The sequence below is a fragment of the Rhodoferax sp. UBA5149 genome, assembly GCF_002413825.1.
In the GTDB taxonomy this organism is placed as follows: Bacteria; Pseudomonadota; Gammaproteobacteria; order Burkholderiales; family Burkholderiaceae_C; genus Rhodoferax.
Genome location: NZ_DHXT01000069.1, coordinates 6481 through 18230, shown reverse-complemented (window position 1 = coordinate 18230; position 11750 = coordinate 6481). Strand labels below are relative to the sequence as shown.

The window sequence follows — 11750 nt, the reverse complement described above, 5'->3', positions numbered from 1 at the left end:
CTGGTCATCAGCGCCGCCGGCGTCCGGCCCGCCATCGGCTTTCTGGAAAAATCCGGCATCACCTGCCTGCTGGGCGTGCTCACCGATGAGCATTTGCAAACCAACGTGCCCGGCATCTACGCTGCGGGCGATTGCTGCGAAGCCTTTGACAAGGTCAGCGGCAAGACCATCGTCAGTGCCATCCAGCCCAATGCCGCCGAGCAGGCGCGCGTGGCCGCGATGAACATGGTGGCCTTTGGCCGTGGCAGCGCGCCCGCCGTCGAGCTCAAAGGCGTGACGCAAATCAACGTGCTGGATACGCTGGGGCTGATTTCCACCAGCTTTGGCGACTGGCAGGGCGTGCCCGGTGGCGAGCATGTGGAGCTGACCGACCCGGTGGCGGGCCGCCACCTCAGCCTGCAGTTCAAGGACGACGTGCTGGTGGGCTGCAACAGCGTGGGCTGGACCGAGCACGTGGGCGTGATGCGCGGGCTGGTGGAAGGCCAGGTGCGGCTCGGTGACTGGAAAGAAACCCTCAAGAACGACCCCACCAAGCTGATGGAGGCCTACCTGGCCAGTGCCCAGGCGCAGAGCGGCTGGTCAGGCGCGCAGGACGCACGGAGGCGATAGAATTTTCGGACCATGAAGATCACCTTCAAGCTGTTTGCCTCGCTCACGGATTACCTGCCGATGCAAGCGCGCTACACCAACGTGCTGGAGCTTGACGTTGCGCCGGACGCCACCATCAGCCAGATCATCGAGCCCTACGGCCTGCCGCCCAAGCTGGTGCATCTGGTGCTGATCAACGGCAAATATATTGAGCCGGAGAAACGCCTGAGCCAGACTTTGCTGGCAGGTGATGTGCTGGCCATCTGGCCCCCGATTGCAGGGGGCTGATGCAGTCCTTCTACGAGGAGCGCTTCGAGCGTGAGATGGGCTGCACCGAGGCCGACTGGCTGAGGTGGCTGCCCGACGCGATTGGTGATCATTTCTGGAAGTTGCAGGAAAACGCTGCCGGTGTGCGAATTGGCGACGGCGCACTCGGTTTGACCTGGCGCACCGGTGAGCCGCGTGTGATCGCGCTGATGCGCATGCCCCGCCTGCTGGTGCGCTTTCGCTTTGCCGGGCTGGATGAGGCCCAGCGCCACGCGTTCATGAAACGCTTTGATTTATACATGCAGCGCGGTGGTGGCTGATATGGCCCCCACGCTTGCCACTGCGTGTACTGCGCTGCCCCCCGAGGGGGTCGCACCTTGCTTGGGGCGGCCCGGCGCGGCGGCTGACTCGCATTTGCTTCACCCCGCCAATGTTATGGCCTACACTGCGCGCCGACTGAATACTTAACCTGGAGACCCTCGCAATGCTTCAACCCGGCCTCATGATGGACCGCCCTCTTTTGATCTCTGATGTCATCGAACATGGTGCCGCCCAGTTCGGCGACGTCGAAGTCGTCTCGCGCGAGACGCATGGCCCGCTGTTTCGCTACACCTATGCCCAGTGCGCCGCACGCGCGCGCAAGCTCGCCAACGCGCTCAAACACCTGGGCCTGGAGGCGGGCAGCGCCGTCGGCTCCATCGCCTGGAACAACCATCGCCATCTGGAGGCCTACTACGCGGTGTCGGGTAGCGGCATGGTCATGCACACCTGCAACCCGCGGTTGCACCCACAGCAACTGATCTACATCATCAACCACGCCGAAGACAGCGTGATACTGTTCGACAGCACCTTTGCCGCGCTGGTCAAGGGCGTGGCCCCACACTGCCCCAAGGTCAAGGCTTGGGTTTGCATGAGCGACGCGGCGAACATGCCCGCTGTGATTTCTGCTACGCAGGGCGTGGACAACGTCCTGTGCTACGAGGACCTGATTGCGCCGCAGAGCGAACAATTTAACTGGCCCCAGTTCGACGAGCGCACCGGCGCCGCCCTGTGCTACACCTCGGGCACCACCGGCAACCCCAAGGGGGTGCTGTATTCGCACCGGGCCATCGTGCTCAGCGCCATGGCAGGCTGCATGCCGGGCTCGATCTCGTTGTCGCCCAAAGACACGGTGCTGCCCGTGGTCCCCATGTTCCACATCAATGCCTGGTGCATTCCCTACGCGGCCCCCATGGGCGGCGCCAAGCTGGTGTTGCCCGGACCGCGCCTGGACGGCGCCAGCCTGTATGAACTGATAGAGACGGAGAAAGTGACCGTCAGTGCGGGCGTGCCCACCATCTGGCTGGCATTGCTGCATCACGTGGAGCAACACGGCCTGCGCTTTTCGACCATGCGGCGTACCGGCGTGGGTGGCTCGGCCATGCCCGCCGCCTTGATCGCCAAGTTTGCCGACGAATATGACGTCGAGGTTCGCCATGGCTGGGGCATGACGGAAACCACAGCGACCGCCACCATCGGCTGCCTGGCGACGAAGCACATGAATTTGACGCCGGCTGAGCAGCATGCGGTCATCGCGAAACAGGGCAAGTCGGTTTTTGGCGTGGAGATCAAGGTGATGGATGAAAACGGCACCACCTTGCCGCGCGACGGCGTGTCGCAGGGCGAGTTGATGGTGCGCGGGCAATGGATACTGACGGGCTACTACAAGGGCGAGACTTCACCCCTGGTGGATGGCTGGTTCCCGACCGGTGACATTGCCACCATCGATGCCTCGGGTGTCATGCAGATCCGGGACCGTGCCAAGGACGTCATCAAGACCGGCGGCGAATGGATCAGCTCAATCGACCTGGAAAACGTCGCCGTCGGTCACCCGGCGGTGGCCATGGCGGCGGTCATCGGCGTCAAGCACCCGAAGTGGGATGAGCGTCCCCTGCTGTTCATTGTGCGCAAGCCGGGGCAAACCGTGGAGCGTGAGGAAATCCTGGCGTTTCTCACCGAGCGCGTCGCCAAATGGTGGGTGCCGGACGATGTCATTTTCCTGGACGCCCTGCCGGTGGGGGGAACCGGCAAGGTGCAGAAAGCGGATCTTCGCAAGCAGTACGGGGGCGTGTTCAGCTGACGCCTGCTGGTGCTGGGTGGGCGGTGGTGGTGGCGTCGGGGTTATGAATAAAATAGGCCTCCAGCCCCCGTCCATAAAGCGTATGTAGCTATAAATAATGTAGCATTTTCGTGCGCCATTGACAAACAACCGCGCTGGGCGCGCCCATTGTTTTAGTGGCTCATGCCACTAACTTTCTACAGGGACTTCCCGACAAGTCAAGGATGTAGTTGCATTTTCTTGATAAACGGCATTTTCATTCGTGTGAGCAGAAGCGGCGATAAAACGAGGAACAGGCGGCACAAACTGCTCACCGATGCAGGCATCCGTTTGGGCGTGGTGGCCTCTGATTTGCACGGCCAGTTGGCACGCGCCATGGTCACATCAGGCGGCTTCGCGATGATTTAGGGCCACGATGCCGGCGATGATGCCACCGGGGCATTGAACGATAGAAAGCAGACCATGAGCTACACCACGGACGTCCAAACCATTTTCAAGGCGCTTGGCCTGGTGCTGCCGAGCGACAGCCCCACCGGGCTGGCGGTCCACACGCCGATCGACGGCAGCCTGCTGGCGCGCGTCGCCGTCAGCACGGCGGCGCAGGCCAGCGCCGCCATCGCGCGTGCCCACACCCGTTATTTGAGCTGGCGTGACGTGCCGGCCCCCAAGCGCGGTGAGCTGGTGCGCGCGTTGGGCGAGGCGGTGCGCCGCCACAAGGAGCCGCTGGGGCGCCTGATCACGCTGGAGACCGGCAAGATCGTGCAGGAAGGTCTGGGTGAGGTTCAGGAGGTGGTGGATATTTGCGAATTCGCCGTCGGCCTGTCGCGCCAGCTCTACGGTCTGAGCATCGCCAGCGAGCGCCCGGACCACAAGTTGCTGGAGACCTGGCATCCGCTGGGCGTGGTCGGGATCATTTCTGCCTTCAACTTTCCCATGGCCGTGTTTGCCTGGAACGCCGCCTTGGCCCTGGTGTGCGGCAACACGCTGATGTGGAAGCCGTCCGAGAAGACGCCCTTGTCGGCGCTCGCCTTGAACGGGTTGCTCTTGCAGACGGCCCAGACGCAGGGGCTGGACGTGGCGGGCTTGAGTGAGCTCTTGATCGGCGACCGGCTGGTCGGCGAAGCCCTGGTGTCGCACCCCGATGTCAGGCTGGTCAGCGCGACCGGCTCCACCGGCATGGGCCGGGCCGTGGGCGTGGCCTGTGCTTCGCTATTCAAGCGTTCCTTGCTGGAGCTCGGTGGCAATAACGCGGCCATCGTCTGCCCTTCGGCCAATCTGGAGCTGGTGGTTCGCGGCGCGGTGTTTTCGGCGGCGGGCACGGCCGGCCAGCGCTGCACCAGTTTGCGCCGGCTGATCGTGCATCGCTCGATCTATGCCAGCCTGCTGGCCTCGCTGGCGCGCGTGTTCGAACGCCTGTCGGTGGGCGATCCGCTGGCCACCGGCACGCTGGTCGGGCCTTTGATCGACCAGCGCGCGTTTGACGCCATGCAGCAGGCGCTGGCGCAGGCGAAGGAGGGCGGTGCTCAGGTTCACTTTGGCGGCCGCGAGGCGGTGGGTGAGATGTCCGCGTTCTACGTGCGTCCGGCCATCGTCGAGCTGGCAACGCAGAGCGGGCCGATGCTGCGGGAGACCTTTGCGCCGATTTTGTACGTGGTGCCTTATGACAGCTTCGAGAAGGCGATTGCGCTCAACAACGCGGTCGCCCACGGTTTGTCGTCTGCCGTCTTCACGCAGGACTTGCGTGAAGCCGAGCTGTTCACGTCGGCACGCGGCTCGGACTGCGGCATCGCCAACGTCAACATCGGCACCAGTGGGGCCGAGATCGGTGGTGCGTTTGGCGGCGAGAAGGAAACCGGTGGCGGCCGTGAATCAGGCTCCGACGCCTGGAAAGCCTACATGCGCCGTGCCACCAACACCATCAACTACGGCCGCACGCTGCCGCTCGCTCAAGGGATAAAATTCGAGGTCTAGCCCTCGTCAATCATGCGCGAGCAGCTATAAAAAACATAGCAGAACGGATGCCCGCCATCGTCAGCAGCAGCGAGCCGAACAGGTGCAGTGCGGCGGTGCCAAACGCCATGGTGTAGCGCTGTTGCCCCAGCATGCCGACCACTTCCGCCGAGAAGCTCGAAAACGTGGTGAGGGCGCCCAGAAAACCCGTTACCAGCGCCAGGCGCCAGACCGGGTCGAGATTGGGCAGGGCCTGAAAGGTGGCCACGCAGACGCCGACCAGGTAGCCGCCAATGAGGTTGGCTGCAAGAGTGCCCAGGGGGATGACCGCGCCCGGGTTAAGCCACAGCCCTAAGCCCCAGCGGGCGAGTGCGCCGATGCAGGCGCCGATACAAATTGCAAGTACTGAAATCATGGTACCGCCATCATAAAGGCGAGCGCTGCCCGCTACATCTTGCCCGGCAGCCAGGTGGCGATCTGCGGAAAGAACCAGAGCGCCAGCACCATGCCGCACATCAAAAAGAAAAACGGCAGGGTGACGCGGGCGATGTAGGTGATTTCTTTTCTGGTCATGCCTTGCAGCACAAACAGGTTGAAGCCCACGGGCGGCGTGATTTGTGCCATCTCGACCACCACCACGACAAAGATGCCAAACCAGATGAGGTCAATGTGCGCGGCCTGCACCGTGGGCAGGAGCACGCCCATGGTCAGCACCACCATCGAGATGCCATCCAGAAAGCAGCCCAGGATGACATAGAACACGGTCAGTGCCAGCACCAGCAGAAAGGGGCTCAGGCCCAGCGACGACACATATTCAGCCAGGTGGCGCGGCAGGCCGATGTAGCCCATGCTGAGCGTCAGGAACGAGGCCCCGGCCAGAATCAGCGCGATCATGCAGTACAGCCGCGTGGCGCCCATCAGGGACTCCTTGAACGTGACCCAATTCAGTGAACCTTGCAGGGTGGACATCACAAACGAGCCGATCACGCCCACGGCGGCCGCCTCGGTGGCCGTGGCGAGGCCGGCGTAGATGCTGCCCAGCACCGCGCCGATCAGGCCCATCACCGGGATCAGGTGGCGCGATTCGTAGAGTTTTTGGCTGAGCGTGAACTGCTCGGTGCGGGGCGGGATTTTGCCCGGATTAAGCAGTGACCAGATGACGATATAGCCGCTGAACAGCGACGCCAGCAGCAGGCCCGGCAGCACACCGGCCACAAACAGCTGCGAGATCGATACCTCGGCGCTGACACCGTACACAATCATGATGATCGAGGGCGGGATCAAGAGGCCCAGCGTGCCGGCCCCGGCCAGCGATCCGATGATCTGGTCTTGCGGATAACCACGCTTGGTCAGCTCGGGTAGCGTCATCTTGCCGATGGTGGCGCAGGTGGCCGCGCTGGAGCCCGAGACGGCGGCAAAAATGGCGCAGCCAATCACGTTGGTGTGCAGCAGGCGCCCGGGCAGCCAGTTGACCCAGGGCGCCAGGCCTTTGAACATGCTCTCGCTTAGGCGGGTGCGAAACAGGATCTCGCCCATCCAGATGAACAGCGGCAGGGCGGTCAGCGTCCAGCTGGAAGACGAACCCCAGATCGTGACCGCCATGGCGTCGCCGGCCGGGTGGCTGGAGAACAGCTCCATGGCGATCCAGGCGACGCCGGTGAGCGTGAGTCCAATCCAGACACCGCTACCCAGGATCAGGAACAGCGAGGCGATCAGCAGCGCGGTAATTCCGAGTTCACTCATGAAAATCTCTTGTCTTGTTATTCGTTATGCAGGGCTTCGTCGCTGCTGCTGGTGACGCGTTGACCGAGAAACTCCAGCACCAGCTCGTCGACAAAAGCAATCAGCAAAACCAGGGTGCCCGCCGCCATGCCGATTTGCGGAATCCACAGCGGCGTGGCGTCGTTGCCGGTGGAGATATCGTTGAAATCCCAGGACTGGTAGGCCAGCTTGATGCTGTAAAAGCAGAACAAACCCGACAGCAGCACGGCGGCGCTCAGGCTCCACAGCTCCAGCGCTTTCTTGGCCTTGGGTGCCACCGCATTGAGCAGCAGCGTGACCCGGATGTGTTCGTTTTTCTTGAGCGTGTGCGCCAGCGCCAGAAAGCCCGCCGCTGCCATGCAGTAGCCGGCATACATGTCGGTGCCCCGAAAGCTAAGGGAGACGTAGCGGTCCAGCATGCCCAGCACCACCATCAGCAGCGTGCCGACCATCATCAGCGCAGCGGCCCAGCTTGAAACGTCATAGAGCCTGTCCAGGCCGTTGCGAATGGAAGAGGCAGACATTGTTTGCTGCTTACTTTTTGCGATAGGCGCTGATCAGGGCCTGGCCGTCGGCACCGGCTTTTTTCTCCCAATCGGCCAGCATGATGGTGCCCACCTGTTTCAGGTCGGCGGCCAGCTTGGGCGGGGGCTGCAAAATCTTCATGCCTTTCTTGGTGAGTTCGACCTTGTACCACTCGTTCTTTTCGGCGCTTGACGCCCAGCCGCGAGTTTCAGCGTCGGCCGCGGCTTTGGTCAGCGCGGCCTGGGTGGCGGCATCCAGCGCATTGAAGGCCTTGAGGTTGACGATGACGGCGTTCTTGGGCAGCCAGGCCTGGGTGTCGTACCAGTACTTCACCGATTCATAAATCTTGGTGTCAAAACCGGTGGCGCCGGAACTCATCATGCTGTCCACCACGCCGGTGGCAAAAGCCTGGCTCACTTCGGCTGCTTGAATCGTGACCGGTTGGGCGCCAATCAGCTCCGCCATCTTGGCGGTGGCCGGGCTGTAGGCGCGCCACTTCACGCCCCGCATGTCGGCCACCGAGGTCAGCTCTTTCTTCACATACAGACCCTGCGGCGGCCAAGCTACCGCGTACAGCAGTTTCATGCCTTGCGCGCCCAGTACCTTGTCGAGCACCGGCTTCTGGGTCGCGTAGAGTTTTTTGCTGTCGGCAAAACTGGAGGCCAGAAACGGAATGCCGTCGACGCCAAAAATGGGGTTTTCGTTCTCGAAATTCACCAGCAAGATTTCACCGATCTGGGCTTGCCCGCCTTGCACGGCGCGTTTGATCTCGGGCGCTTTGAACAGGGACGCATTGGTGTGCACCGTGATCTTGAGCTTGCCGCCGGTCGCCGTGTCCACGTCCTTGGCGAATTGGATGATGTTTTCGGTGTGGAAGTTGCTGGCCGGGTAGGCCGCGGGCAGGTCCCATTTGGTTTGGGCGGCGGCTGTGCCGGCGGCCAATGCCAGAGCGAGTGCGGCCAGGGGGGTGGTCAGTGCGAACAGGCGACATTTCATAGAAACTCCGGTTGGGGTGATGGGCAAAGTGGGTAGCTGAATGTAAGACGGATTGGCCGGCGATTCATTGGTGTTTTCCCTAAATGTCAACGAATTGTTGATAAATTGTGATTGAAATACCTACAATCCGCACCATGCAACACAGATACCAGACCGGAGTCGGTTCATGACCAAAAAATCTCAGCCCAAGCCACCAGCCGCTACGCCGCTCGCTGAAGCGCCGTCCATCGTGTCGTCCGCGCACTTGGTGTCGCCCCGCAGCGCGGAGATGAGTGAGTTCGAGTTCGGGCTGATCGTGGCGGGCAACGCCTTTCACCGCTGGATCGCGCATTGCATGAGTGCCGCCGGCCTGAAAGACCTGACGCCGCTCGACGTGCTGGTGCTGCACCACGTGACGCATCGCGCCCGCAACAAGCGGCTGGCGGACATCTGCTTCATCATGAACGTGGAAGACACCCACTTGATCAACTATTCGCTCAAGAAATTGCAGAATCTGGGTGTGGTCGCGTCGCACAAGAGTGGCAAGGAGGTGACTTATGCCGCCACCGACATCGGGCGCCAGTATGTGGAGCGTTACCGTGAAATTCGCGAAAGCTGCCTGATCAACGCCCTGAATGCCGATGACGCGCTGAACCGCGACATTGGCGAGCTGGCCCGTTTGCTGCGGCTGTTGTCCGGCATCTATGACCAGGCGGCCCGCTCGGCCGCGTCTTTATGAAACACCCCCGAAGCGGCTGGCGCCGCCTCCCCCTCAAGGGGGCGACACCGACAGCCCGGCAAAGCCGGTTCTGTGGTGCCCCTGGCTTGAGGCATCGCATTCCTTGCACATTGGAGCTATCTGCATGACTGCATTGCATCCTCGCCGTTGGCAATTCTGGATCGACCGGGGCGGCACGTTCACCGACGTGGTGGGTCGGCGCCCCAACGGGGATGGCTCGTTCACCCTGGTCACGCACAAGCTGTTGAGTGAGAACCCGGAGCAATACAAGGATGCCGCGGTGGCCGGCATCCGGCATCTGTTGGGACTAAAAGCCGGTGAGCCGGTGACGCCGGAGCAGGTGGCCTGCGTCAAGATGGGCACCACCGTGGCCACCAACGCACTGCTGGAGCGCAAAGGCGAGCCGACACTGCTGGTCACCACCCGCGGGTTCAGGGATGCCTTGCGCATCGCCTACCAGAACCGTCCGCGCATCTTTGACCGCCACATCCAGTTGCCCGAGCTTTTGTACAGCGCCGTGGTGGAGGCCCATGAGCGCGTCGGCGCGCATGGCGACGTGATTCAGCCGCTCGACGAGTTGCTATTAAAAGAGGAGCTACTGACGCAATACCAACGGGGGCTACGAAGTGTTTCTATTGTATTCATGCATGGTTACCGCTACACCGCGCACGAGCTGACGGCCAAACGCATCGCTACCGACGTCGGCTTTACCCAGATCAGCACCTCGCATGAAACCAGCCCGATGATGAAGTTCGTCAGCCGCGGCGACACCACGGTGGTGGATGCCTATCTGTCGCCCATCTTGCGGCGTTATGTGGAGCAGGTGGCGGCCGAGATGCCGGGTGTGAACCTGTTCTTCATGCAGTCCTCCGGTGGCCTGACCGAAGCCCACGTGTTTCAGGGTAAGGACGCGATTTTGAGCGGCCCGGCGGGCGGCATTGTGGGCATGGCCCGCACGGCGGAGATTGCGGGCATCGAGAAGGTCATCGGCTTTGACATGGGCGGCACCTCGACCGATGTGTCGCACTACGCGGGCGAGTTCGAACGCGAGTTCGAGACCCAGGTGGCCGGCGTGCGCATGCGGGCGCCCATGATGAGCATTCACACGGTGGCGGCGGGCGGTGGCTCGATCCTGGCATTTGACGGGTCCCGTTTTCGGGTCGGCCCGCAGAGTGCGGGGGCAAATCCCGGACCGGCCAGTTACCGCCGCGGTGGTCCGCTGGCGGTGACCGATGCGAATGTGATGCTGGGCAAGATCCAGCCGCGCTATTTTCCCAAGGTGTTCGGCCCCGGCGCGGACGAGGCCCTGAGCCTGGAGGTGGTGCAAGAAAAATTTGCTGAACTCGCGGGCCAAACCCATCGCCCGGCCGAGGAAGTGGCGGAAGGTTTCATCAACATCGCAGTGCAGCAGATGGCCAACGCCATCAAGAAAATTTCGGTCGCCCGTGGCTATGACGTGACGCGCTACACCCTGCAATGCTTTGGCGGCGCCGGTGGACAGCATGCCTGTCTGGTGGCCGATGCGCTGGCCATGACGCGCGTCTTTGTGCACCCGCTGGCCGGCGTGCTGAGCGCTTATGGCATGGGGCTGGCCGACCAGACCGTGATTCGGGAGCAGGCGGTCGAAGTCAAACTCGCGGCCGATGCTGTTTCCGGGATCGCCGCCCAGCTCGATGCATTGGCCGCCGTGGCCGAGGGTGAGTTGACGCGCCAGCAGGTCAGCGTCGGCGCCGTCACCACCCACCGGCGCGTGCATGTGCGCTACGAGGGCAGCGATGCGGCGCTGGTGGTCAAGTATCCGCAAAGCAGTGCGTCCGCGCCGGAGGGCATCGTGGCACAGATCGCATCGGGTTTCGAGGCGGCCTACAAGCAGCGATTTGCTTTTTTGATGCAAGGCAAGGGCTTGATCGTGGAGGCGGTGTCGGTGGAGGCTGTCATTGCGGGCGACGCCCCCGCCGAACCCCGCCACACCTTGCATGCGCCGCGTGATCTGCAGGCCAGTGGTGCCGTGATTGAGGCCGTGCGCATGTACTGCAGCGGCCAATGGGTGGATGCCGCGCTGGTGGTGCGCGAAGACCTGCAGCCGGGTGACATCATCCCGGGACCGGCCATCATCGCCGAGAAGAATGCGACCACCGTCGTGGAGCCCGGCTGGGAAGCAAGCTTGACAGAGTTTGACCATCTGGCCCTCGTCAGACGGGCGCCACGCGCTATCAAATATGCAGCAGGAACGACCGTGGACCCGGTGCTGCTGGAGGTCTTCAACAACCTCTTCATGAACATTGCCGAGCAGATGGGCCTGCAGCTGCAAAACACGGCCTACTCGGTCAACATCAAGGAACGGCTCGATTTCAGCTGTGCGCTGTTCGACGCCGCCGGCAACCTGATTGCCAACGCGCCGCATATGCCGGTGCACCTGGGCTCCATGGGCGAGAGCATCAAGACCGTGGTGCGCGAGAATGCCGCCACCATGCAGCCGGGTGATGTGTATGTGCTGAACGACCCCTACCACGGCGGCACGCATCTGCCCGACATCACGGTCATCACGCCGGTGTACCTGAATGACCGGCCGACGTTTTACGTCGGTTCCCGCGGCCATCATGCCGATGTCGGCGGCATCACGCCGGGCTCCATGCCGCCGTTCTCCACGCGCATCGAGGAAGAGGGCGTGCAGATCAACAACGTCAAACTGGTGGACCGCGACGTGCTGCGCGAGGCCGAAATGATCGCGCTGCTCCAGAGCGGTGAATACCCGAGTCGAAACCCGCAGCAAAACATGGCCGATCTCAAGGCGCAGATTGCCGCCAACGAAAAAGGCGTGCAGGAACTGCGCAAAATGGTCGAGCA

At 62.6% G+C, this 11750-nt stretch carries 11 protein-coding genes; 7 read left to right on the top strand and 4 right to left on the bottom strand.

Going from position 1 to position 11750, the window contains the following annotated elements; all coding sequences use genetic code 11:
* From B3V69_RS05795 to B3V69_RS05775, 5 genes are all read left to right on the top strand, one after another.
* Positions 1-609: FAD-dependent oxidoreductase (locus B3V69_RS05795; protein WP_296444643.1), on the top strand; the 609-nt coding region annotated here is incomplete at its 5' end.
* Positions 610-621: 12 nt separating this feature from the next.
* The gene (locus B3V69_RS05790; RefSeq protein WP_296444641.1) at positions 622-876 is read left to right on the top strand and encodes a MoaD/ThiS family protein; all 255 of its coding nucleotides are present in this window, start codon (positions 622-624) and stop codon (positions 874-876) included.
* The gene (locus tag B3V69_RS05785) at positions 876-1175 is read left to right on the top strand and encodes a hypothetical protein (protein ID WP_296444639.1); all 300 of its coding nucleotides are present in this window, start codon (positions 876-878) and stop codon (positions 1173-1175) included. Before B3V69_RS05790 ends, B3V69_RS05785 begins: the two co-directional genes overlap by 1 nt.
* 164 nt (positions 1176-1339) lie before the next feature.
* Positions 1340-2974, top strand: a complete 1635-nt coding sequence (locus B3V69_RS05780; protein WP_296444638.1) for a long-chain-fatty-acid--CoA ligase — start codon at positions 1340-1342, stop codon at positions 2972-2974.
* A gap of 441 nt (positions 2975-3415) precedes the next feature.
* Complete coding sequence (locus tag B3V69_RS05775; RefSeq protein WP_296444637.1) at positions 3416-4924, top strand: aldehyde dehydrogenase family protein; 1509 nt, start codon at positions 3416-3418, stop codon at positions 4922-4924.
* 10 nt (positions 4925-4934) lie between these two features.
* On the opposite strand, the gene crcB is transcribed toward B3V69_RS05775, so the two are convergent.
* From crcB to B3V69_RS05755, 4 genes are read right to left on the bottom strand one after another with little or no spacing between them, the layout of a single operon-like run.
* Complete coding sequence (gene crcB / locus B3V69_RS05770; protein ID WP_296444636.1) at positions 4935-5318, bottom strand: fluoride efflux transporter CrcB; 384 nt, start codon at positions 5316-5318, stop codon at positions 4935-4937.
* A gap of 32 nt (positions 5319-5350) precedes the next feature.
* Positions 5351-6646 (bottom strand): TRAP transporter large permease, encoded by a 1296-nt coding sequence (locus B3V69_RS05765; protein ID WP_296444634.1) that lies wholly within the window; start codon positions 6644-6646, stop codon positions 5351-5353.
* A 17-nt stretch (positions 6647-6663) separates the two neighbouring features.
* Positions 6664-7173, bottom strand: coding sequence for a TRAP transporter small permease (locus tag B3V69_RS05760; protein ID WP_296444647.1), 510 nt, complete (start codon positions 7171-7173; stop codon positions 6664-6666).
* Positions 7174-7198: 25 nt separating this feature from the next.
* Positions 7199-8185: a TRAP transporter substrate-binding protein gene (locus B3V69_RS05755; protein WP_296444632.1), complete on the bottom strand. Its 987-nt coding sequence runs from the start codon at positions 8183-8185 to the stop codon at positions 7199-7201.
* Between the two features lie 166 nt (positions 8186-8351).
* Here B3V69_RS05755 and B3V69_RS05750 point away from each other — a divergent pair, with 166 nt between their 5' ends.
* The gene (locus tag B3V69_RS05750) at positions 8352-8903 is read left to right on the top strand and encodes a winged helix DNA-binding protein (RefSeq protein ID WP_296444631.1); all 552 of its coding nucleotides are present in this window, start codon (positions 8352-8354) and stop codon (positions 8901-8903) included.
* Positions 8904-9027: 124 nt separating this feature from the next.
* Positions 9028-11750 (top strand): hydantoinase/oxoprolinase family protein (locus tag B3V69_RS05745; RefSeq protein ID WP_296444628.1); only part of this gene is annotated, 2723 nt, incomplete at its 3' end.

What these genes read in the sequence shown, in the direction of transcription:
- B3V69_RS05790 (WP_296444641.1), top strand. Translation starts at nt 622, where the DNA reads ATGAAGATCACCTTCAAGCTGTTTGCCTCGCTCACGGATTACCTGCCG.
- B3V69_RS05785 (WP_296444639.1), top strand. Translation starts at nt 876, where the DNA reads ATGCAGTCCTTCTACGAGGAGCGCTTCGAGCGTGAGATGGGCTGCACC.
- B3V69_RS05780 (WP_296444638.1), top strand. Translation starts at nt 1,340, where the DNA reads ATGCTTCAACCCGGCCTCATGATGGACCGCCCTCTTTTGATCTCTGAT.
- B3V69_RS05775 (WP_296444637.1), top strand. Translation starts at nt 3,416, where the DNA reads ATGAGCTACACCACGGACGTCCAAACCATTTTCAAGGCGCTTGGCCTG.
- crcB (WP_296444636.1), bottom strand. Translation starts at nt 5,318, where the DNA reads ATGATTTCAGTACTTGCAATTTGTATCGGCGCCTGCATCGGCGCACTC.
- B3V69_RS05765 (WP_296444634.1), bottom strand. Translation starts at nt 6,646, where the DNA reads ATGAGTGAACTCGGAATTACCGCGCTGCTGATCGCCTCGCTGTTCCTG.
- B3V69_RS05755 (WP_296444632.1), bottom strand. Translation starts at nt 8,185, where the DNA reads ATGAAATGTCGCCTGTTCGCACTGACCACCCCCCTGGCCGCACTCGCT.
- B3V69_RS05750 (WP_296444631.1), top strand. Translation starts at nt 8,352, where the DNA reads ATGACCAAAAAATCTCAGCCCAAGCCACCAGCCGCTACGCCGCTCGCT.